Source organism: Cupriavidus sp. 05L411, assembly GCF_056398045.1.
In genome coordinates this window covers 306,587-327,880 of record NZ_JBFTOQ010000004.1, presented here as the reverse complement: position 1 = coordinate 327,880, position 21,294 = coordinate 306,587, and the positions used below count along the sequence as shown (strand labels likewise).

21 protein-coding genes and 5 pseudogenes are annotated in these 21,294 nt (G+C 66.6%); 16 read left to right on the top strand and 10 right to left on the bottom strand.

What is annotated here, in order from left to right:
• Positions 1-617 precede the first annotated feature (617 nt).
• Together AC1DQR_RS06995 and AC1DQR_RS06990 are read right to left on the bottom strand one after the other, a co-directional pair.
• Positions 618-785 (bottom strand): annotated as a pseudogene (locus tag AC1DQR_RS06995) (SDR family NAD(P)-dependent oxidoreductase); the annotation flags it as partial.
• Positions 786-841: 56 nt separating this feature from the next.
• Positions 842-1,045 (bottom strand): hypothetical protein, encoded by a 204-nt coding sequence (locus AC1DQR_RS06990; protein ID WP_416048598.1) that lies wholly within the window; start codon positions 1,043-1,045, stop codon positions 842-844.
• A gap of 242 nt (positions 1,046-1,287) precedes the next feature.
• Here AC1DQR_RS06990 and atpD point away from each other — a divergent pair, with 242 nt between their 5' ends.
• The 9 genes from atpD to AC1DQR_RS06945 are packed head-to-tail and all read left to right on the top strand — an operon-like array spanning position 1,288 to position 8,115.
• Entirely contained in the window at positions 1,288-2,721 is a 1,434-nt protein-coding gene (gene atpD / locus AC1DQR_RS06985; protein WP_477132772.1) for a F0F1 ATP synthase subunit beta, read from the top strand.
• On the top strand, positions 2,696-3,106 hold the full coding sequence (locus AC1DQR_RS06980) for a F0F1 ATP synthase subunit epsilon (protein ID WP_416048596.1): 411 nt from the start codon (positions 2,696-2,698) through the stop codon (positions 3,104-3,106). The genes atpD and AC1DQR_RS06980 overlap by 26 nt, the downstream gene beginning before the upstream one ends.
• The gene (locus tag AC1DQR_RS06975; protein ID WP_416048595.1) at positions 3,103-3,468 is read left to right on the top strand and encodes an AtpZ/AtpI family protein; all 366 of its coding nucleotides are present in this window, start codon (positions 3,103-3,105) and stop codon (positions 3,466-3,468) included. The genes AC1DQR_RS06980 and AC1DQR_RS06975 overlap by 4 nt, the downstream gene beginning before the upstream one ends.
• Complete coding sequence (locus tag AC1DQR_RS06970; protein WP_416048594.1) at positions 3,455-3,784, top strand: N-ATPase subunit AtpR; 330 nt, start codon at positions 3,455-3,457, stop codon at positions 3,782-3,784. The genes AC1DQR_RS06975 and AC1DQR_RS06970 overlap by 14 nt, the downstream gene beginning before the upstream one ends.
• Positions 3,768-4,469, top strand: coding sequence for a F0F1 ATP synthase subunit A (locus tag AC1DQR_RS06965; RefSeq protein WP_477132771.1), 702 nt, complete (start codon positions 3,768-3,770; stop codon positions 4,467-4,469). Before AC1DQR_RS06970 ends, AC1DQR_RS06965 begins: the two co-directional genes overlap by 17 nt.
• Positions 4,470-4,490: 21 nt before the next feature.
• Positions 4,491-4,772: a F0F1 ATP synthase subunit C gene (locus tag AC1DQR_RS06960; protein WP_150990106.1), complete on the top strand. Its 282-nt coding sequence runs from the start codon at positions 4,491-4,493 to the stop codon at positions 4,770-4,772.
• Between the two features lie 3 nt (positions 4,773-4,775).
• The gene (locus tag AC1DQR_RS06955; RefSeq protein WP_416048592.1) at positions 4,776-5,621 is read left to right on the top strand and encodes a F0F1 ATP synthase subunit delta; all 846 of its coding nucleotides are present in this window, start codon (positions 4,776-4,778) and stop codon (positions 5,619-5,621) included.
• Positions 5,618-7,222 (top strand): alternate F1F0 ATPase, F1 subunit alpha, encoded by a 1,605-nt coding sequence (locus tag AC1DQR_RS06950; protein WP_477132770.1) that lies wholly within the window; start codon positions 5,618-5,620, stop codon positions 7,220-7,222. Before AC1DQR_RS06955 ends, AC1DQR_RS06950 begins: the two co-directional genes overlap by 4 nt.
• Entirely contained in the window at positions 7,219-8,115 is an 897-nt protein-coding gene (locus AC1DQR_RS06945; protein WP_416048590.1) for a F0F1 ATP synthase subunit gamma, read from the top strand. Before AC1DQR_RS06950 ends, AC1DQR_RS06945 begins: the two co-directional genes overlap by 4 nt.
• Positions 8,116-8,159: 44 nt before the next feature.
• Here the strand turns inward: AC1DQR_RS06945 and AC1DQR_RS06940 are convergent.
• Together AC1DQR_RS06940 and AC1DQR_RS06935 are read right to left on the bottom strand one after the other, a co-directional pair.
• A pseudogene (locus tag AC1DQR_RS06940) lies at positions 8,160-8,312 on the bottom strand (efflux transporter outer membrane subunit); the annotation flags it as partial.
• Positions 8,313-8,825, bottom strand: a pseudogene (locus tag AC1DQR_RS06935) (ABC transporter permease); the annotation flags it as partial.
• A 95-nt stretch (positions 8,826-8,920) separates the two neighbouring features.
• Between AC1DQR_RS06935 and AC1DQR_RS06930 the strand changes: the two are divergent.
• The 3 genes and pseudogenes from AC1DQR_RS06930 to AC1DQR_RS06920 all read left to right on the top strand — a co-directional run bounded on the left by AC1DQR_RS06930 (position 8,921) and on the right by AC1DQR_RS06920 (position 11,257).
• Positions 8,921-9,325, top strand: a complete 405-nt coding sequence (locus AC1DQR_RS06930; RefSeq protein ID WP_416048589.1) for a YgaP family membrane protein — start codon at positions 8,921-8,923, stop codon at positions 9,323-9,325.
• A gap of 15 nt (positions 9,326-9,340) precedes the next feature.
• Positions 9,341-9,473 (top strand): annotated as a pseudogene (locus AC1DQR_RS06925) (SDR family oxidoreductase); the annotation flags it as partial.
• A gap of 8 nt (positions 9,474-9,481) precedes the next feature.
• A complete protein-coding gene (locus AC1DQR_RS06920; RefSeq protein WP_477132769.1) occupies positions 9,482-11,257 on the top strand; it encodes a PHA/PHB synthase family protein in 1,776 nt (591 codons plus the stop codon).
• 4 nt (positions 11,258-11,261) lie between these two features.
• On the opposite strand, the pseudogene AC1DQR_RS06915 reads toward AC1DQR_RS06920, so the two are convergent.
• The 3 genes and pseudogenes from AC1DQR_RS06915 to AC1DQR_RS06905 form a co-directional block, all read right to left on the bottom strand.
• Positions 11,262-11,369, bottom strand: a pseudogene (locus AC1DQR_RS06915) (NAD(P)-dependent alcohol dehydrogenase); the annotation flags it as partial.
• On the bottom strand, positions 11,350-11,499 hold the full coding sequence (locus AC1DQR_RS06910) for a hypothetical protein (protein ID WP_416048587.1): 150 nt from the start codon (positions 11,497-11,499) through the stop codon (positions 11,350-11,352). The gene AC1DQR_RS06910 and the pseudogene AC1DQR_RS06915, both read right to left, overlap by 20 nt.
• A gap of 67 nt (positions 11,500-11,566) precedes the next feature.
• Positions 11,567-11,989 (bottom strand): Hsp20/alpha crystallin family protein, encoded by a 423-nt coding sequence (locus tag AC1DQR_RS06905; protein ID WP_416048586.1) that lies wholly within the window; start codon positions 11,987-11,989, stop codon positions 11,567-11,569.
• Positions 11,990-12,349: 360 nt separating this feature from the next.
• Between AC1DQR_RS06905 and AC1DQR_RS06900 the strand changes: the two genes are divergently transcribed.
• A complete protein-coding gene (locus tag AC1DQR_RS06900; protein WP_477132768.1) occupies positions 12,350-14,788 on the top strand; it encodes a bifunctional acetate--CoA ligase family protein/GNAT family N-acetyltransferase in 2,439 nt (812 codons plus the stop codon).
• On the opposite strand, the gene leuD is transcribed toward AC1DQR_RS06900, so the two are convergent.
• From leuD to AC1DQR_RS06885, 3 genes are read right to left on the bottom strand one after another with little or no spacing between them, the layout of a single operon-like run.
• Complete coding sequence (leuD, locus tag AC1DQR_RS06895; RefSeq protein ID WP_416048584.1) at positions 14,741-15,382, bottom strand: 3-isopropylmalate dehydratase small subunit; 642 nt, start codon at positions 15,380-15,382, stop codon at positions 14,741-14,743. The genes AC1DQR_RS06900 and leuD overlap by 48 nt on opposite strands.
• 10 nt (positions 15,383-15,392) lie before the next feature.
• A complete protein-coding gene (locus AC1DQR_RS06890; protein ID WP_477132767.1) occupies positions 15,393-16,799 on the bottom strand; it encodes a 3-isopropylmalate dehydratase large subunit in 1,407 nt (468 codons plus the stop codon).
• Positions 16,800-16,809: 10 nt separating this feature from the next.
• Positions 16,810-17,703, bottom strand: coding sequence for an isocitrate lyase/PEP mutase family protein (locus AC1DQR_RS06885; RefSeq protein WP_477132766.1), 894 nt, complete (start codon positions 17,701-17,703; stop codon positions 16,810-16,812).
• 125 nt (positions 17,704-17,828) lie between these two features.
• Here AC1DQR_RS06885 and AC1DQR_RS06880 point away from each other — a divergent pair, with 125 nt between their 5' ends.
• The 3 genes from AC1DQR_RS06880 to AC1DQR_RS06870 all read left to right on the top strand — a co-directional run bounded on the left by AC1DQR_RS06880 (position 17,829) and on the right by AC1DQR_RS06870 (position 21,161).
• On the top strand, positions 17,829-18,827 hold the full coding sequence (locus AC1DQR_RS06880; protein ID WP_416048582.1) for a Bug family tripartite tricarboxylate transporter substrate binding protein: 999 nt from the start codon (positions 17,829-17,831) through the stop codon (positions 18,825-18,827).
• A 17-nt stretch (positions 18,828-18,844) separates the two neighbouring features.
• Complete coding sequence (locus tag AC1DQR_RS06875) at positions 18,845-19,603, top strand: GntR family transcriptional regulator (protein ID WP_477132765.1); 759 nt, start codon at positions 18,845-18,847, stop codon at positions 19,601-19,603.
• Between the two features lie 121 nt (positions 19,604-19,724).
• Complete coding sequence (locus AC1DQR_RS06870) at positions 19,725-21,161, top strand: pyridoxal phosphate-dependent decarboxylase family protein (protein WP_416048580.1); 1,437 nt, start codon at positions 19,725-19,727, stop codon at positions 21,159-21,161.
• Positions 21,162-21,294: the final 133 nt, after the last annotated feature.

The window sequence follows — 21,294 nt, the reverse complement described above, 5'->3', positions numbered from 1 at the left end:
GTAGATACCTTACCGTCTCAGGCCAGCTCGACTGCCTTACGGAAACAGCCAGGAAAAAGACGTAAAAGAATCAAAACCATCCTGCATTAAAGAGGACATTCTGATCTGGCCAAAGAGAGGACATTTGAATTTAGCCTAGACATGGATGTTGGCCGTTTTTTCTAATGTCGTACTTGAGCTAAGTTCAAATGTCGTACCCCGGGCAGGAATCCTGCCATGCTGGCGCTCTATCCGCCTGGATCGGAGTCCAGCCACGCCGAAGCCCGAGATGGTGACCATGTCGATGCGTGAACTGGACTGGTTCAAGGTGATTCAGGCCGTCGCTGAGCGCAGGCTGATGGTTTGGCGCGCGGCCGAGAAGCTGCGCGAGCGCCATGGCTTCGGCCTGGCCAAGGAGACCGCGCGCTGGATCATGTTCGACGCCGGCTTCTGGGTCCCAAGAAAGCAGCATCCCGCCCCCAGTACCTGGTCTGCGTACCTCGCTGGCAAAATCTCCGATCACGGTCAGCGGTGTTACGGCGTTCGCTGCAGTAGGCTCAATGCTACCCATCGGCACCCTCCTCCCGTCCCAACCGGCCTGCAGACAGACCGCCGGTTCATTCGCGTGTCTCCTCATGTTCGTCGGTCACGTCGAACGCGCGGCCTTGCGCGTTGAATCCTTTGCCTTTGAGCCGAATGACCGCTTCCGCGACCGTATCGGCCCGTGTGCCGTTCAGGATCACGCTGGCGCCTGCCGCTGCAAGTCCCTCGGCGAGCGCGAAGCCGATGCCTCGTGCCGAGCCGGTTCACGGTTGCGATAATGTTGGTATTGGGTCCGCCGGCGAGGCTACCGGGCGGTTCGTTAGACGGGTTGGTCGTTGGCGGTACGGTTCTGGGCTGCGCGGTCCTCGAAATCCTTCTCGGCACGCTTGATGAGCGTCAGCACCGCCTCTTCAGGCGCTGCCGGATCGCCGTTCTCGATGGCGAAGCAGCTAGCACGGACGCACTTGGTGGAAATGTCGCAGTCTGCACCGGCCGCGCAACGTCTTGCTTCACGGCCATGCATGCGCTAAGTTGACCTGTATCAACTTTTCCCGGCTGGACAAGCGCATCATTGTGCATTGCCGCACGCGCGGCGCCTGGTGCAGGCATTACGGTGAAAACGGCAGCAAGTCACGGGCGGCTTGAGGATGATCACATGACCGGAGCAAGCGCAGCGGCAGTGGCGCATCGCCGGACGGCCAGGCCGGCACGGTTGGGGGCCACGTGCCCGCATGGCCCGATTCCGCCCGCACATGGAGGCTGCCGGTGAGCGCGAGCCAGGGCGTGGTTGCCGCGGTGCGCGGTAGCGTCGTCGACGTGCGCTTCGAGGCAGGGCTGCCGCCGATTCGCACCTTGCTGCGTACCGGCATGGATGGCCGGATCGCCATCGAAGTCCTGGCGCAGCGCGATGCGCTGCATGTGCGCTGCATTGCGCTGACGTCCACCCAAGGGCTGGCGCGAGGCATGGCGGTGCAGGACACCGGTAGACCGTTGCAGGCGCCGGTGGGCGCCAGCATCCTGTCGCGCATGTTCGACGTGTTCGGCCAGCCCATCGACCGGTTGCCGGCGCCGCAGCATGTCCAGTGGCGTTCGGTGCACCGGGCGCCGCCACCCCTGTCCCAGCGCTCCACGCAGTCGATGGTGTTCGAGACCGGCATCAAGGCGATCGACGTGCTGCTGCCGCTCGAAACCGGGGGCAAGGCAGGCCTGTTTGGCGGCGCGGGCGTGGGCAAGACGGTGTTGCTCACCGAGCTGATCCACAACATGGTCGGGCATCACCGGGGCGTGAGCATCTTCTGCGGCATCGGCGAGCGCTGCCGCGAGGGCGAGGAGCTTTACCACGACATGCGCGAGGCCGGCGTCCTGCAGGACATGGTCATGGTCTTCGGCCAGATGAACGAGCCCCCGGGAGCGCGCTTCCGGGTTGGCCATGCAGCGCTGACGATGGCCGAGTACTTCCGGGACGATGAGCACCGCGACGTCCTGCTGCTGATCGACAATATCTTCCGCTTTATCCAGGCCGGATCGGAGGTGTCTGGCCTGATGGGGCAGATGCCGTCGCGGCTGGGCTACCAGCCGACCATGGGCACCGAACTGTCCGGGCTGGAGGAGCGCATTGCCAACACCGACACCGGCGCCATCACCTCGATCCAGGCGGTCTATGTGCCTGCGGACGATTTCACCGACCCGGCGGCGGTGCATACCTTCTCGCACCTGTCGGCGTCCATCGTGCTGTCGCGCAAGCGAGCGAGCGAGGGCCTCTACCCTGCCGTCGACCCGCTGCAATCGAATTCCAGGATGGCCACGCCCGGCATCGTCGGCGCGCGCCACTATCGCCTGGCGCAGGATATCCGGCGCACGCTGGCGCAGTATGCGGAACTCAAGGACATCATCGCCATGCTGGGGCTGGAACAGCTCTCCCCCGCCGACCGCGGCGTCGTCGCCCGCGCCCGCCGCCTGGAGCGTTTCCTGACCCAGCCGTTCTTCACCACGGAGCAGTTCACCAGCATCAAGGGCAGGACAGTCAGCCTGGCGGATTCGCTCGACGGGTGCGAGCGAATCCTGCGCGACGAGTTCAAGGACTACCCCGAAAGCGCGCTCTACATGATCGGGCCGATMGCCGAAGCRAGGGGCAAGCCCGCGCCCGYGGCGCCAGAACCAGCAAAGGAGAGCCATGCCGCCGGATCGCATGCTGCTTGAAATACTGCTGCCCTTCCGGATCTTCCTGCACAAGCGCGATGTGTCGCGCATCGTGGCGGAGACCGCCGGGGGCGCGTTCGGCATGCTGCCGCATCGCCTCGATTGCGTCGCGGCGCTCGCGCCCGGCATCCTGACGTTCGAAACGCCGGCCGATGGCGAAGTGTTTATCGCGGTCGATGAGGGCGTGCTGGTCAAGACCGGACTCGATGTGCGCGTGTCGGTGCGCCGCGCCATGGCAGGCGCCGACCTGGCCACGCTGCGCGACACCGTGGAGCGCGAGTTCCTGGCCCAGGACGAGCAGGCGCGCAGCCTGCGCACGGTCATGGCCAAGCTGGAGACGGGCTTTCTTGCGCGCTTCGCCAAGCTTCACAAGCCGTCACCATGACCGAGCCACCGCCCGGCGGACAACCCAAGCCCGCGCCCACGCTGGCAGGCAAAGTGGGCGCCAAGGCGCAGCGCAAGCTCAGGGCGCGGCGCGAAGGCGTGCCGGGGGTCTGGTTCGGGCTGGGCATGATGGGGTTGGTTGGCTGGTCGGTGGTGGTGCCGACGCTGCTCGGCGCGGCGCTGGGCATCTGGCTGGACAAGCACTATCCGGGCCGGCACGCGTGGACGCTGGCGCTGCTGGTGGCCGGCCTGGTGCTCGGCTGCTTCAATGCGTGGCACTGGGTCGCCAAGGAGGACCGCGCCATGCGGCGAGACCAGGGCGAGGACCAGGACCAGGAGGAGAAAGACGATGCGGATACATGACGTGGCGGCATTGCTGCTTGCGGCCCTCGCGGGTGGCGCACTCGGTGGCTTTTTTTTCGGCGGCCTGTGGTGGACGGTCCGCCGGACGCTTTCATCCGGTCAGTCGGCCCTATGGCTGCTGGGCAGCCTGCTGCTGCGCATAGGCGTCACGCTGCTCGGCTTCTACGCCGTCGGCGCGGGGCAATGGGAGCGGATGGTTGCCTGCCTGGCTGGTTTCGCGGTGGCGCGCGTGGCGGTGACATGGATGACGGCGCGATGGGCGGACCACCGCCGCGCCCCGGCGCCTCGGGAGACGGGCCATGCGCCTCAGCCCTGACCAGTGGATCTTCTGGCAGCACGGCTTCGTCAAGCTCAACGGCACGATCCTTTTCACCTGGGTGCTGATGGGGGTGCTGACCCTGGGCTCCTGGCTGGTCACGCGCCGGCTCTCGTTGGGCCACCGCCGCTCGCGCTGGCAGAACCTGCTTGAAATCATCGTGACCGGGATCGCGCAGCAAATCGCGGAAGTCGGCCTGCGCCAGCCGCGCAAGTATCTCGGTTTCCTGGGCACCCTGTTCCTGTTCGTCGCCGCGGCCAGCCTGTTTACCATCGTTCCCGGCTACGAGCCGCCCACCGGATCGCTGTCGACCACGCTGGCGCTGGCGTTGTGCGTGTTCGTGGCGGTGCCGCTGTACGGCATCCGCGACCAGGGGCTGCGCGGCTACCTGAAGTCCTACCTCGAGCCGACCTTGATGATGCTGCCGTTCAACATCATCAGCGAACTGTCGCGCACGCTGGCGCTGGCTGTTCGACTGTTCGGCAATATGATGAGCGGAGCCATGATCATCGCCATCCTGGTGACGATCACGCCGTTCCTGTTTCCCATCGTGATGACCGCGCTCGGCCTGCTTACCGGCATGGTGCAGGCTTATATCTTCAGCATCCTGGCCGCGGTCTATCTCGCGGCGGCCACGCATGGCGGCAAGGCGGAGCCAGGCCTGCCGATCGAAAAGACACCCTGAACCCGACCAAGGAACCATCCCATGGACAGCCTGACAATCATCGCGGTGGCATCGATCGCCATGGCCGGCCTCTGTACCGGCTTCGGCTGCATGGGGCCCGCGCTCGCGGAAGGCCGGGCGGTAGCGACGGCGCTGACGTCGCTGGCGCAGCAGCCTGATGCATCGGCCACGATCACGCGCACGCTCTTCGTCGGTCTGGCGATGATCGAGTCGACGGCGATCTATTGCTTCGTCGTCTCGATGATCCTGATCTTTGCCAACCCGTTCTGGAACGCCGCCATCGCCCGCGCGGTGGCCAGGTAAGCCATGCTGATCGACTGGTTCACCGTGGGTGCGCAGGCGCTCAACTTCGTCATCCTCGTCTGGCTGCTGAAGCGCTTTCTTTACCAGCCCGTGCTTGACGCCATCGACGCCCGCGAAGGCAGGATCGCCATGCAGATCGCCGATGCCAGCGCCAGGGAGGCCGAGGCACGCAAGCAAGGCGAGGCGTTCCAGCAGAAGGCCGATGCGTTCGAGCGCGAGCGCGCCGCGCTGCTGGCACAGGCGGCTGCCGATGCCGAGACACAGCGCCGGCAGTGGCTGGAAGCCGCGCGCCAGGCAGCGGACGCGCTTGCCGCAAAACGGCGGGACGCGCTGCGCAGCGAAGCCGGGCAACTGACGCAGGCGCTCGGCGACCTGGCACGGCGCGAGGTGTTTGCCGTCACGCGCCGGGCGCTCGCGGACCTGGCCTCGGCGAGCCTGGAAGAGCGCGTGGCAGACGTCTTCATCCGCCGCCTGCGTGCGCTCGACGAGCCGGCGAGAGCCAGTCTTGCGACCGCGTTCGGGCAGCCGGCGGCGCACGCGGTGGTGCGCAGTGCGTTCGCGCTGCCTGCCGCACAGCGCGCCGCCATCCAGGCGGCGGTGGATGACATCCTGGGCACTGCCATCCCCTTGCAGTTCGACACGGCTCCGGGGCTGGTAAGCGGCATCGAACTCATCGTCGGCGGCCAGAAGCTGACGTGGAGCATCGATGGCTATCTCGGCTCGCTGGAGCATGCTGTGAGCGCACTGCTGAGCCCAGAGAACGCGGCGATGCATGCCGGGCCCGAGCCAGAATCCGTGCCGCAGCCCGCGCCGAAGCCAGTGCCAAAGCCCGAGGCCAGCCAGCCATGACCGTCGCGCTTACCCCGCCGCAAACCGCCATCGAACGGGCGTTCGCCGCCATGGGCGAGGCGCGCAGCCGGTTCGTGCCGGCACTGGCGGCGCAGGAAGTGGGTACGATCGTCAGCGTGGCCACGGGCGTCGCGCAAGTCCGCGGCCTGCCTGGCATCGGCTATGACGAACTGGTGCGCTTTCCCGGCGACGTGTACGGCATTGCGTTCAATGTCGATGAAGACGAGGTCGGCGTGGTGCTGCTCGACGACTACTGGCGGCTGCGGGCCGGCGACCAGGTCGAGCGCACGGGCCGCGTGATGGACGTGGCCGTGGGCAAGACGCTGCTCGGGCGCGTGATCGATCCGCTCGGCCGCCCGCTCGATGGCCTCGGGCCGCTCGCGGCCAGCGCGCGGTTGCCGATCGAGCGCCCGGCCGCGCCCATCATGGCGCGCGCGGCGGTCACGGTGCCGCTGCAGACCGGCGTGAAAGTCATCGATGCACTGATTCCCATCGGGCGAGGCCAGCGCGAGCTGATCCTGGGGGACCGCCAGACCGGCAAGACCGCCATCGCCATCGATACCATCCTGAACCAGCGCGGCCAGGACGTCGTGTGCGTGTATTGCGCCATCGGCCAGCGCGCCTCGGCCGTCGCCAAGGCGGTGGCGACCCTGCGCGCCAAGGGGGCGATGGACTATACCGTCGTGGTCGTCACCGAAGGCAACCAGCCACCAGGTCTGGCCTATATCGCGCCGTATGCCGCCACCAGCATCGCCGAACACTTCATGGAGGCCGGGCGGGACGTGCTGATCGTCTACGACGATCTCACCCAGCACGCCCGCGCCTACCGCGAGCTTTCGCTGCTGCTGCGCCGCCCGCCCGGCCGCGAGGCTTTCCCGGGGGACATCTTTTATATCCATTCGCGGCTGCTGGAGCGGGCCACGCACCTCGCCGCCGAGCGCGGTGGCGGCTCGATTACCGCGCTGCCGATCATCGAGACCGAGGCGCAAGACATGTCGGCTTACATCCCGACCAACCTGATCTCGATCACCGACGGCCAGGTCTATCTGTCGCCTACGCTGTTCGCGCTTGGCGTGCTGCCCGCGGTGGATGTCGGCAAGTCGGTGTCGCGCGTGGGCGGCAAGGCGCAGCGGGGCAGCTTTCGCGCGGTGGCCGGCGATCTCAAGCTCGCCTACGCGCAGTTCGAGGAACTCGAGACGTTTTCCCGTTTCGGCGCCAGGCTCGATGATGACAGCCGCCAGTCCATCGCGCACGGCCAGCGCATTCGCGCCTGCCTGATGCAGCCCGAATCGGACCCGGTCCCGGTGCCTGCGCAGATCGCCATCCTGAGCGCGCTGACCGCGCGGCTGTTCGATGCCGTGCCGCTGGACCGGATGCAGGACGCGCAGCTTGCAGTGCGCGCCGCGGCGGCGAGCATCCCACCGGCGATATCCGCCCGCTTCGAGGCCGCGGGCAAGCCGGACGAGGCGGATGGCCAGGCAGTGACCGCGATCGTCCGCGCCGCCCTTGCGCAGTTCCAGGCCGGTGCCGGTACCGATGCCGATACAGGGACCGGGCTCGAAGCGCAGGCACATTCTCCGGCAGAGGGGTGGAGGCAATGAGCGACTCGGCCGCCACGCTGCGGCACCAGATCGGCAGCGCCACCGATCTGCAAGCCGTTGTTCGCACCATGCGCGCGCTGGCCGCCTCCAGCATCAGCCAGTACGAACAGTCCGTGCTGGCGCTAGCCGACTACCGCCGGGCGGTGAGCCTTGGTCTTTGGGCATGCCTGCGCACGCTGGCGCCCGCCAGTTTAACGCCGGGGGAGAGCAAGCCTGCCTCAGCGGGAGCGGTCGGCGCCATCGTGTTCGGCTCCGACCAGGGGCTGGTGGGCCAGTTCAACGAGGTGATCGTCGACCATGCGCTCAAAACGCTCCTGGCCATGCCCGGAAAGCGAGAGGTCTGGGCCGTCGGCGAGCGGGTGCGGGCTCGCCTGGCCAGCGCCGGCGTGAGCGTGGCCGGCACCTATGCGGTGCCTGGCTCGGTCGAGGCCATTGCCCCGCTGGTCGATCGGCTGCAGCTCGATACGGAAACACATCCGAGCCAGGCCGCGCAGCCTCGTATCTACGTCTTCTACAATCAGCCAAGGCCGGGCGCCCTCTTCCAGCCCGTGGAGCAGCGCCTGTTGCCGCTTGACGCGCAATGGCTGGCCGGGTTGCTGGCACAGCGCTGGCCGACGCCGAATCCGCCGGAAGTGATCGGGGCCGGCACCGCCACGATGCGCGCGCTGATCCGCGAGCACCTCTTTATCTCGCTGTTCAGCGCCTGCGCCGAATCGCTGGCGAGCGAGAACGCCAGCCGCCTGGCTGCGATGGAGCGGGCCGACAAGAACATCGACGAATTGCTCGCCAGCCTTCGCGGCCGGTTTCACAGCGAGCGGCAGAGCGCGATCGACGAGGAGCTGTTCGATGTGATGGCTGGGTACGAGGCGCTGTCGGAGGATGACATTGGCTGAATGGCGCCATCGCGATGCGGTAGTCCCGAGCGCCTGCTCGGACATCAGGCGCTGGCGTCCCAGCCCCCGCCCAGCGCCAGGAACAAGGCCACGGTGTCCTGCAGCCGCTGGGTCCTGGCTTGCAGGTAGCCGATATCGGCCTGGTGAAACTGTGCATCCGCCACCAGCACCTGCAAGTAGCCGGCGGTGCCGGCCTGGACAATGACGCCGCGGTTATCGTTGATCTCGAATTCGGTGCCGACCGCCGGGTTCTCCAGCTTGTCGAATTCGGCATCCTTGACGACCAGGAAGGCGTTCTCGGCGTAGATGTCCTCGATCCTGCCATTGAGCACGTCAGGCAGCCCGAACAGGCTGGCGTCATCAATGCCAACCACGGTCACTGGCTGGTAGGTGCCGCTGCGCAGACGTACCAGCGCGCCGCCCGAGTAGAGCGGCACCGCAAACTTGACGCCCTCTATACTGCGCACGGCATCGAGCATGTAGTCCGGCATGCCGATGGTATTGGCCACGGTATTGACCGCCGGGTCCATGACCCAGATGCTCGCCCCGATGTTGTACACGGTCGACGACGAGCGATTGAGCACGCCGGCAAACAGCGAGGTCATCTCGATCATCAGGAACACCGCGAATGTGATCCCGACCAGCAAGCCGGTGAATTTGGCCCGGTCGTTGACCAGCAGCTTGTAGGCGAGTTTGAGAATACCGGGCACCATGTTCTTGCTTTCTTGACCGTGTGCTGCGCAGGGGGCATCAAGGCACGCTCGTGTGCCGTGTACTCAGTCTAGTGTCGGGCGCTTGGTGTCCTTTGACGCAGATCAATCTCGCCTGCGGCGCGGCCGGTGGCACCGGAGCTGCGTGCACTCCAGCGCTAGAACGCCTCAAAGTTGCCATAGATCAAGGCCACCGGCAGCCATCTGGCTATATTGGGTTCGTGCAGCCGCCGGATCGTGAAACGAACCCGGCAACGCCGCACCTGCATTTAACGGGCTATCGAAAGGAGGACGCTGTGCAAACCAATATCGGTGCGGTTGACCGCACGCTCAGGATCGTTGTCGGCCTGGCCCTGATCGGCCTTGCCGTCACCGGCACGATCGGCGTGTGGGGATGGATCGGCGTGATCCCGGTCCTGACAGGGCTCGTCCGCATCTGTCCCCTCTACAGCCTGCTCGGCGTCAAGACCTGCCCGGCCTCGGGCGGAAACCCCGACTGATCCGGCCGGCCTGCACCGGCGGCCCCTGTCGGCAGGCTTGGAGCGCCCGGAAGTGGTCGCGGCGCTGATTACCTTCCTGTGCTCTGATGACGCAGCACTTGTCACCGGCGCCGATATCGCCATCCATGGCGGGCAGCACATGCAATGAACGCACCAATGCCAACCCGTGAACCTGCCGCTGCACCCGAGGCGGAATGCGGCTGCGCTCCCATCGAGGCTGTACCGGACCAGCTCGACGAGCAAGTGCGCTCTACGCTGGCCTGCGCGACGCAAGGCATGTCGCTTGCCTCGTTCTGGCTGGCCGGACTGGACTGGGCGTTGCACCTGGCCGTCTCCCCTGGCAAGGTCGACACGTCCCTGGGAGAGTGGATGAGCGCAATGATTGCCGCGACCGGCGGCATGTTGCCTGGTCCGGCTACTGCGCAACCAGCGCCCGGCGCGACGGCGCCGCCGTCCGACCTGCGCTTTGCCGACCCCGCCTGGTCGCAGTGGCCTTTCCGCTTCTGGCGCGATGCCTTTCACAACAACGAGGCGCTATGGGCGTCGCTGACGCACGGGCTGCGTGGCGTATCCCCGCACCATGAGCGGATCGTGTCGTTCTGCGCGCGGCAGATGCTCGATACCTGCTCGCCCGGCAATGCCTGGTGGCTGAATCCCGTGGTGCTGCAGGCCACGGCTGCCAGCGCCGGTGGCAATTTCGTCAACGGGGCCCAGCACTGGCTGCACGATATGCAGGACGTGGTGGCGGACCTGTCGCGCGACCCAAAGCTGCGTCGCCCGCCCACCTTCAAGGTAGGACGGGATGTCGCCGTTACGCCCGGCAAGGTGGTGTTCCGCAATGCCCTGATCGAGCTGATCCAGTACGCGCCAGCCAGCACCGAGGTATGGCGGGAACCAGTGCTGATCGTGCCCTCCTGGATCATGAAGTACTACATCCTGGACTTGCAGCCACGTGACTCGATGGTGCGCTTCCTGGTCGAGCAAGGCCACACGGTCTTCATGATCTCGTGGAAGAACCCGGGTACCGAAGCGCGTGACCTCGGGCTTGACGATTACCTGCGCCTCGGCGTGCGGGCCGCCTTGCACGCGGTGCAGGAGCGCTGCCCCGATACGCGCATCCACGCCGCCGGCTATTGCCTGGGCGGCACGCTGCTGTCGATCTGCGCGGCGGCGCTTAGTCGCGACGACAGTGGCTTGCCCCTGCAAAGCCTGACCTTGTTCGCCAGCGAAACGGACTTCACCGAGCCAGGAGAACTCGGCCTGTTCATCGACAGCAGCGCCTTGTCCACGCTGGACGCGATGATGCGCCAGCAAGGTTACCTGGATGGTCCCCAGATGGCAGCTGCCTTCCAGATGCTGCATTCGCGCGACCTGGTCTGGTCCCGCATGATGAGCGAGTACCTGCTCGGCAAGCGGCTGCGTCCGAACGACCTGGTGTCATGGAACCGGGACGTCACCCGCCTGCCCTTTCGCATGCATTCGGCGTGCCTGCACAAGCTGTTCCTCAACAACGACCTGGCAGAAGGACGCTATTGCGTGGACGGGCGTCCCGTCGCACTGTCAGATATCGGCATGCCGATCTTCGCGGTAGGCACGGAGCATGACCATGTCTCGCCCTGGCGCTCGGTCTACAAGCTGCATCTGCTGACGTCGGCGCCGTTGACGTTCCTGCTGACCTCGGTCGGCCACAATGCCGGCATCGTGGCCGACCCWTCGCATCCCGGCCGCCGATACAGGGTGGAAACGCGCGCGGCGCAGGCAACCTATGGCAGCCCCGAACGCTACCTCTCGACCGCGCAACGGCATGAGGGATCCTGGTGGCCCTGCTGGCAGGGCTGGCTGGCGTCGCACTCCACTGGACGGGTCCCCGCGCGCGACGCGGCGCACGGCGCGCTCGCCGACGCCCCCGGGAGCTACGTGCTGGAGGGCTAGGAATAAGCGTGCCTCCCGGCTTGAGCACGCGCAACGCGGCCTCAAAGGTCCCTTGCATGCCCGGTGCCTCAATGGCCGCGTCGACGCCCCGTTCACCGGTCAGCCTCAGGATCCCGCAGCAACTCTCGCTCGATCCATTGCCGCGGGGGGCGCTCGCAGCCGGCTCGCCATGCGCCACGAAATGCCGTGGATGCGCAGTCGGGATCCACGCCGAGCGCGACCAGCACGGTCCGGTGGTCCATGATGTGCTCTGTGCATCGGCTGCGTTGGCTGTATTGACGTCCGTGGGCGGCCCCGGAAAACACCATGTCAGCGGATCGTCACACGCTGCTGCGGCGAGGCTTCCTTCTTGGGCAGTACCACCCGAAGGACACCGTTCTCGTAGCTGGCATCCACCTTGCTTTCGTCCACGGAACTGTCCAGGGTAAAGGCGCGTTGCATCGAGCCACTGTAGCGCTCACGCCGGATCACACGTTCGCCTTCCTTCTGCTCGGAAGACTTTTCCACCTTGGCCGAGATCATCACTGTGCCGCGATCGACGGATACCTCGATATCTTCCTTCCTGGCGCCGGGAATCTCGGCGACCACGTTGTAGGCCTTGTCAGACTCGGTCACATCGACCTTGAACGCGAATCCTCCTTCATAGCTGCCGCGAAACGCGCGCAACATGCCTTGCAGCATGTCCCCAACCGGTTCGATCGACAGCGGATCGTGAATCCTGAGATTGCTCATTGTCGCCTCCTTGGAGTGAAGGGCCCGCATGGGGAGCGGACCTCCACTTCATGGTGGCACAGCGCGCCCGCCGCATCTTGTCCCAGATCAAGCGCGGTGCTGCCCGGCAGCGAGAGATCGTGGGGGGCCGGGGGCTGGCCCGCAGCGCCAGGTAGTAGAGGCTTTGGGAATCCCAGCCCATTGATACCTCTGCTGCCCGATCGGCAGCATCCTTGTCCTGCATCAAGACCGATGCACCCACGCTGAACAATGCTGGCATATTGGCGTTCACACGATAGCGCATCCGGCCTGACGCGCAGCCCGCCTTGCAGCCGGATACGGATCTGGCGCCCCCCTCCCACCCCGACGACCCCGAGCACGATGAGTATTCGTAACCTGGAACATCTGTTTCATCCGCGCTCGGTCGCGGTGATCGGCGCGTCCGCACGACCGCACAGCGTAGGGGCCACCGTGTTTGCCAACCTCTGTGCCAGCGGCTTTGCGCACGCGCCGCCCCTGCCCGGCAAGCTGGCCTTCGTCTCGCAGTCCGGCGCGCTGACCACGGCGGTGCTGGACTGGGCAAGATCGCGCCAGATCGGCTTTTCTCACTTCGTCTCGCTAGGCGACAGCGCCGACGTCGACGTGGCGGACGTGCTCGACTATCTCGGCAGCGACCCGGGCACCCAGGCAATCCTGCTCTATGTGGAAGCGGTCAGGTCCGGGCGCAAGTTCATGTCCGCCGCGCGCGCGGCTGCCCGCAACAAGCCAGTGCTGATCATCAAGGCCGGCCGGGTGCCAGAAGGCGCGAAAGCGGCAACCTCGCATACCGGCGCCCTGGCCGGCGCCGACGATATCTACGACGCGGCGATCCGCCGGGCCGGCATGTTGCGCGTGGACAGCACCGAAGCCATGTTCGACGCAGTGGAAACGCTCGCTCGCGCGCGAGCGCTCGCCGGCGATCGACTGGCGATCATGACCAACGGCGGCGGCGCTGGCGTGATGGCCACCGATGCCTTGATTCTTGGCGGCGGCCATCTGGCCACCCTGGGAGACGCCACGCTGAAGCTGTTGGACGCGGCCTTGCCACCCACCTGGTCGCGCGGGAATCCCGTCGACATCGTTGGGGACGCTCCCGTCGAGCGTTACGTCGACACCTTGAAGCGACTTGCGGCGGACCCCGGCAGCGATGCGATCCTGATGATCCACGCTCCCACGGCGATCGTGCCAAGCAGCGACATCGCCATTGCCCTCACCAGCGCCATCACGCCAACTGCGCCGGCCACACCGTCGACGGTATCGCGCCCCGTCTTCACAAGCTGGCTCGGCGGCGACTCGGTGACCCGCGCCCGCCAGATCTGCCGGCACGCGGGCCTTCCCACCTACGACACGCCGGAACAGGCCGTGCGCGGCTTCCTGCAGGCCGCAGCCTACCGCCACAACCAGGAACTGCTGATGGAGACGCCGCCATCGGTTCCGGCTGGTCCCGAGCCCGACAGCGAACGGGCGCGACAGTGCATCCGCGACGCGCTCGCCACCGGCCGTTCGATGCTGACTGAGCCCGAAGCCCGCACGGTTCTGACAGCCTACGGCATCCCTGTGGTGGAAACCCGGACCGCTGCCGATATCGATACCGCCGTCGCCGCCGCCGAAGGCATCGGCTTTCCGGTTGTCGCCAAGATTCTGTCGCGGGACATTACGCACAAGTCCGATGTCGGTGGCGTGGCGCTGGACCTGCAGTCTGCCGGCCAGGTACGGCGGGCCCTGGAGGGCATGGAAGCCCGCATTCGCAGCGAACGGCCCGGGGCGCGCCTGGATGGCTTCACGGTACAGCGCATGATCCGCCGGCCGGGTGCTTTCGAATTGATCCTGGGCGCTACCACCGATCCGGTGTTCGGCCCTGTGGTGCTGTTTGGACACGGCGGTACCGCCGCCGAGTGCATCGCCGACCGCGCCATCGCCCTGCCGCCGCTGAATGTCAACCTGGCAAGGGATCTTGTCGGCCGCACGCGCGTCGCGAAGCTGCTTGCGGGCTATCGGGACCAGCCGCCGATCCGCCATGACGCCCTGTACCAGGTCCTGATCCAGCTGTCGCAACTGCTATGCGACCTGCCGGAAATCACCGAACTCGATATCAATCCGCTGCTGGCCGACGGCGCGGGCGTGCTGGCCCTGGACACGCGCATCGGCGTGGCGACGGCTACACAGCCAGGCGCCGCCCGCCTTGCCATCCGCCCCTATCCCAAGGAACTGGAGGAGACCGTGACGTGGCACGGCGCACCGTTGCAATTGCGCCCGGTGCATCCCGAAGACGAAGCCGCCTACCAGGCCTTCTTTGCCGCCATGACCCCGGATGACATCCGCATGCGCTTCTTCTGCATGATCCGCCAACCGCTGCACAGCCAGCTCGCGCGCATGACCCAGATCGACTACGCCCGCGAGATGGCATTCGTCGCCGTCGGAGCGGCAACCGGCGGGCAGCCGGCCATCCTGGGCGAAGTGCGGGCCGTAGCCGATCCCGACAACCTGCGCGCTGAGTTCGCCGTGGCGGTGCGCTCCGATTGCAAGCGCCAGGGCATCGGCAGCCTGCTGCTGGGCAAGATGGTGGCCTACTGCCGCGCACGCGGCACGCGGGAGCTGGTCGGGACCACGCTGGCAACCAACAGGGCGATGCTCAGGCTCGCCCAAAGCAGCGGTATCCACGTTCTGCGCACTGGCCAGCCTGCCAGCGACGGCGTGGAACTCCGCCTCTTGCTGACGGAGCCACCTGAGATGTCAAAGCGGCTCTTCTACGGCCAAAACCCAGGGACGCGCCTCACGTAGCGCCGCCTGGTACGCTTCGATCTCGGCCCGGCGCTTCAAAGTCAGGCCAATGGCATCGAGCCCGTCGAGCAGCAGGGTGCGTTCGCTCGGGGGCACGATGAACGGCAAGCAGCGGCCCTGCGGGTGCCGCACCGAGCAGGACTCAAGATCGACGGTCAGCTCCAGCACCTCCCGCTCGGCTTCGGCAGCCAGCACGGCAATCTCATTCGCGGGCAGCACGACCGGCAACACGCCATTGCGGTAGCAGTTGCTCTGGAAGATCGCGCCGAACGACGCCGCGATGACGCAGCGAAAGCCAAACTGCCGCACCGCCCAGACGGCGGCTTCGCGCGAGGATCCGCTGCCGAAGTTCTCGCCGGCCAGCAGGATCGTCGCCCGGCGGTAGGGTTCGCGATTGAGCACAAAGTCGGGGCGCTCGACACGCTGTCCGTTCCCGCTCCCGCTCGCTTCATAGCGCCAAGGCGCGAGCAGCTTCTCACCATAGCCATCTCGCCCGGGTGAGTTGATCTCGCGCGAGGGAATGAGAAGGTCGGTATCGATGTTGGCTCGCATCAGCGGAGCGGCGATTCCCTTCAGTTGGATGAACTGTTCCATGTGATGCTCCCTAGCGCAGCAGCGCACGTGGATCGGCGATGCAGCCGGCAATGGCTGAGGCGGCCACCGTTGCCGGGCTGGCCAGGTGAGAGCGCACGCCCGGGCCCTGCCTGCCCTCGAAGTTGCGGTTGGTGCTGGTGATCACGCGGCGCCCGGGCTTGCCCGGCTGGTCGAAGTTATCGCCGCCGGCGAAAAAGCACAACGAGCAGCCGCTTTCGCGCCACTCGAAGCCGGCTTGCGTGAACACGCGATCCAGGCCCTCACTTTCTGCGGCATGCTTCACACTGGTCGATCCGGGCACCACGATGGCCTTTACGCCAGGGCGCACGCGTCGTCCTCGCACCAGCTGCGCGGCGGTGCGCAGGTCGGGCAGGCGGCTATTGGTGCAGGAGCCGATGAAAGCCGCGTCGATGGGAGTCCCCAGTATCGGCTGCCCCGGGTGCAGCTCCATATAGCGGAGCGCGCGCTCGGCATCCGCATCGGCGGGAGGCGGCACCGCGCCGGTGATGCCCACGACCTGGCCGGGATGGGTTCCCCAGCTCACCTGGGGAACGAGCTCCGCGCAGTCCAGCTCCAGCTCCTTGTCCCAGTGCGCGTCGTCGTCCGAGCGCAACGCGAGCCAATCCGAAACCGCTGCATCCCAGGCGGCACCTGAAGGGGCAAAGGGCCGCCCCGCCAGCCATTCGACGGTACGCGCGTCTGGCGCCACCAGGCCAGTCCAGGCGCCGAACTCGACGGCCATATTACATAGGGTCAGCCGCCCCTCAACGTCCAGCGTCCGCACTGCCTCGCCCGAAAATTCGATGGCATGCCCGTCGCCACCGCTGACGCCGAACCTGCCGATCAAGGCCAGCACCATGTCCTTGGCCGACACCGCCGGCCCGAGGCTGCCGTGGAACGACACCCGCATCGTCCGTGGCTTGCTTCGCACCAGACACTGCGTGGCGACAGCGTGCTCGCCTTCGGTAGTGCCGATGCCCCATGCCAGCGCGCCAATGCCCCCAACCGTGCAGGTATGGCTGTCGCAGCAGACCAGGGTGGTGCCCGGCAAGGCGATGCCCAGTTCCGGAGAGATCACGTGCGCGATGCCCTGGCGTGGAGTGCCCAGGTCGAACAGACGGATGCCCGAGCGCTGCGTGGCGGCGCGAAAGGCCTCAATGAAGCTGCGCCCGCCCCGAACCAGCGTGTCGTCGCCCCGCCCCGGCTGAGTGTCGACGATGTGGTCCATGGTGCCGAACACAAGGCTCGGATGCGCCACGCGATGCCCCCCCTCCTCCAGCCCGGCCAGCACGCGCGGCCCAGCGCGGTCGTGCAGGAAGACCCGGTCGACATGTAGCAGCGCCTGCTCGCCCTCCAGCTGGGCCACAACGTGCTGGTCCCAGATCTTCTCGATGATGTTGCGCGGTGATGCATACATAATGCCCACCTCACCGTGCGGTGCCGGGATGCTGCAGCCCGGCCAAATAGCGCTGCTCCAGCGCGAACACCTCCTTGAAGCCGACCAGCTCGAGCTGCTCGCGAAAGTCCGCCAACCGCGCACCTGGACCACCGGCGTAGCCGTTGGCGCGCAGCGCCGCCAGCGCGTCGCGCATGCCCTGGATGGCCGCCAGCATCAGCGTGGCGGGCAGGCTCACGCGCGCGATGCCGATGCGCTGCATCTCCTCGAAGGTGAAGGCCTCGGGTGACTTGCCGCCTTCGACCACATTGATTGCCACTGGCCCGCGAATTCCCTGCACGGCCTGCCGCGCCAGCTCCGTGGACGTCATGCCGTCCACGAAGATCATGGTCGCCCCGGCCTCCAGGTAGGCATTGCCGCGACGGATCACTTCTTCGATGCCGCCTACGGCGAGCGCGTCGGTACGCGCGTTGATCACGAAATCCGGATCCGTGCGCGCCTCGGCGCAAGCGCGGATCTTCTGCACCGCTTCGTCCAGCGGCACGATGGACTTGCCCTCCAGGTGGCCGCAGCGCTTGGGCATGACCTGGTCCTCGATATTGACGCCCGCGCAGCCAATGCGCTCAAAGGCCTTGACCGCATACCAAGCGTTGACGGCATTGCCGAAGCCGGTATCGCCGTCGGCCATGACCGGCAGGTCGATAGCGTCAACTATCTGCTGCGTGGCCGCGACCATATCGGACAGCGAGAGGAAGCTGTAATCCGGCAGCCCCAGCCGGCTCACGGAAATGCCGAAGCCGGAGCACTGCACCGCGGGAAAACCCGCCTCCTGCGCGATGCGGGCGGACAGGGGGTCGAAGGCACCCGGCATGACAAGGAGTTCCGGTGCGTGGATCAGTTTCTGGAGCAATGCAGTCTTTCGCATGATGAGTCTGGTTGGTCGTAGTTCTAATAGTATGTATGCATGTTTTTATTTTTTCAACAAACAAAGTAAGCTTAGAGCATTAATTACGCTAATATGCATACATGTAGAAAAAAGGAGACCTGCACATGCCTACCCTGAAATTCCTCCGCCGGACTCGCCCCGTCCTGCTGCTCGCGCTCGTCGGCACCATCTGCCCAGCCTCCTGGGCGCACGCCGAAACGAGCGTTGCATGGCCCGCGCGACCGCTCTCGCTGGTCGTGCCATTCCCTGCTGGCGGGACCACCGACACGATCGCCCGCCTGCTGTCGAAGAACCTGTCCCGGCAGTTGGGCCAATCCGTGGTGGTGGAGAACAAGAGCGGCGCCAGCGGCACGCTGGGTGCCGCGCAGGTCTTGCGCGCGCCGGCGGACGGCTATTCCCTGCTACTGGGGACGCCCGCCGAGCAGATCAACGCGCCCTTGATGATGGCGCGCCCGCCCTACGATCCGGCGCGCGACTTCACGCCGGTCGGCTGCGTCAGCCGCGGCCCGAACGTGCTCGTCGTCAATGCGGCATCGAAGGCGAAGACATTGGCGGACCTGCTGCGCATGGCACGGGCGCAGCCGGGGCAGATCAATTTCGGCAGCGCGGGCAACGGCAACACTTCCCACCTGTCTGGCGAACTGTTCGCGCAGGCGGCCGGCGTCGTGCTCACGCACATCCCCTATCGCGGCAATGCGCCGGCCATCGCGGACACCATCGGCGGCCAGGTGCAGATGATGTTCTCCAATCCGGCCACCGTGCTGCCCCATATCCGCAGCGGCACGCTGCGGCCGCTCGCGGTGACGTCGCGCGCGCGGATCGCGTCGCTGCCGGACGTGCCCACGCTGAAGGAGTCGGGCATCCCGGTGGAGATCTATAGCTGGACCTGCCTGTTTACGCGGGCCGAAACGCCGAAGGAGATTGTCGGCAAGCTGCAAGGCGCCCTCGCGCAGGCGCTCGATGACGGGCAGCTCGCCCAGGCGATCGAGGCCAGCGGAGCAGAGAAATTCCCCTCGACGCCCGAGCAGACCAGCCGGTTCCTTGCCGGCGAGCGGACAATGTGGGGTAATCTCATCCGCAGCCGACACATCCACACCGACTGAATCCTTAATCCATAAAGATGTCTTCTCCCGAAACTTCCCGGACCCGCGCGCTATCAGTCGCGGATACCCTGCGCAACCGCATCTTCGACGGCGAGATTCCGCCCGGGTCCCACTTGATGGAGGTCACACTGGCCCAGGAGTTGGGCGTCTCCCGCACGCCGGTGCGCGATGCGCTCGCCCGGCTCGCCGACGAGGGCCTGCTGGTCTACCAGCCCAATCGCGGCTTCCTGGTCCGCCGCTTCCAGCCCAAGGACATCAAGGACGCCTTCACCGTGCGGGCCACGCTCGAGGGCTTGGGCTGCCGGCTGATCGGCGAGCGTGGCTTGCTGCATGCCGAGCAGGAGCGCCTGGGCGGCCTCCTGGCGGCTCAGCGGCGGGTGCTGCACGAGGAAGAGTGGAACGACCAGCAGGCCCTGCAGTGGCAGAACATGAATCTCGACTTTCACTACGCGCTGCTGGAGCTGGCGGACAACAGCTGGCTGACCGACGCCGTGCGCCGCGCGCGGCAGTTGCCCATCATCTTCGACAGTAAATCGCATCCCCACGACCATGACGCCCTGATGCTGCTGTACCAGCGCGACCACAGTCGGCAGGCGCTCGCGGAGCACTACCRCATCGTGGACGCGCTGGCGCTGCGCGAGGTCGGCCGCGCCGAGGCACTGATGCGCGAGCACATCCTGACCAATCGTGACGTGCTGATCCGCGCCCTAGGGACGAACAGGCTGGGCGCAGCGGCGCAGGTGCCCGGCAGCGGCGGCCAACTGCTTTCCTACTAGAGCGGCGGCATGTCCCCACCGCCGGCACCCATTGCCGCGCCCAGCGCCTCAAATGCAGGACGATTTCGTGTAGCATCTTTTCTCGAAAGAGATCGGCATGACGCTGCAGGAGAGTACTGGTATGTCGCGCAGGCAAACAGGGGATCTCGGTGTACTAGGCCGCGCTGCCGCGGCGGCCACGCGATACCGGGAATCGGTCGCGGAGAACGTGCAGCCGCCTGCCGGATCGTACGCGGCATGCCGCCAGGCATGGGACGGCCCCACGCCCGAGAGCGGCATGTCCGCGGCGGACACGATTGATGCCTTGCGCGCGCTGGCGGAACCCGGCTTGCTCCCGACCACCGGTGCGGGTTTTTTTGGCTGGGTCGTAGGTGCGTCGCATCCGGTCGGCGTCGCCGCCGACTGGCTCACCAGTGCCTGGGGCCAGAACTGCGGCAACCACCACGGCGCGCCCTCCGCCGCAGCCGCGGAGGACATCTCGGCAAGATGGCTGCTCGACATCCTCCGCCTGCCAGACGGTGCCTCCGTGGGCTTTGTCACTGGCGCGACCATGGCCAACTTTGCCTGCCTCGCTGCCGCTCGCACGCATGTCCTGCAAAAGGCCGGCTGGGATGTGGAGGCCCAGGGCCTGTTCGGCGCACCCGAGATCCACGTGCTGGTCAGCGACGAGGCCCACACATCTGTCTTTGCCGCGCTGCGCCTGCTGGGGTTCGGGCGGGATCGCGTCACGCGCGTGCCGAGCGGGCACGACGGCGCCATGCTGCTGGCGCCCTTTCGCTCCGCGCTGGCCGCCTGCGAAGGCCCCGCCATCGTGATCGTGCAGGCTGGCCAGATCAATACCGGTGCGTTCGATCCGGTGCAGGAGATGCTGCCGGATATCCGTGCACGCTGCGCGTGGCTGCATGTGGATGGCGCCTTCGGCCTGTGGGCCAGGGCGTGCCCCGAGACAGCGCCGCTCGCCGCCGGCTACGAAGCCGCCGACTCATGGGCGACCGACGGGCACAAATGGCTGCAGGCCCCGTATGACAGCGGCTATGCCATCGTCGCCCATCCCGAAGCCCACCGGCGCGCGCTGACGGCTACCGCCAGCTACCTGCCCCACGCGGCCGCGGACGAGCGCGATCCGTCGCACTACGTGCCGGAGCTTTCCCGCCGTGCGCGCGGCTTCGCCACCTGGGCCATGCTGCGCCACCTCGGCCGCGCGGGCATCGCCGAGATGGTGTCGCGCCACTGCAGGCTGGCGCGCCGCATGGCTGTGCGGCTGGAAGAGCAAGCCGGCATTACCGTGCTGAACCAGGTATCGCTCAACCAGGTCATCGTCAGCTTCGGTATGGGTGAGGACGATGCCGTTGCCAACCGTTTGACCCGGGACGTGGTGGCACGCGTACAGTCCTCGGCCGATTGCTATGTTGGCGGCGCTTGCTGGAAGGGGCGCGAAATCATGCGCCTGTCGGTCATCTCCTGGCCTACCGGAGAGGACGACATCGATCGCGCCGCGGACAGCATCATCGAAGCCTGGCGATATGTCGTCAGGCTCGAGCGTATCCAGACCGTCTAGATCTTGGTGACAAAAGTCCTGGCGTGATACAGCGCGGTCAGGCTGAGCGCCGTGATAATCACGATCGCGAGCACGTCCGCGCCCGGATAGCCCCAGAAATCCGACATGGCAGTCTCCTTGTTGAAGTTGGTGC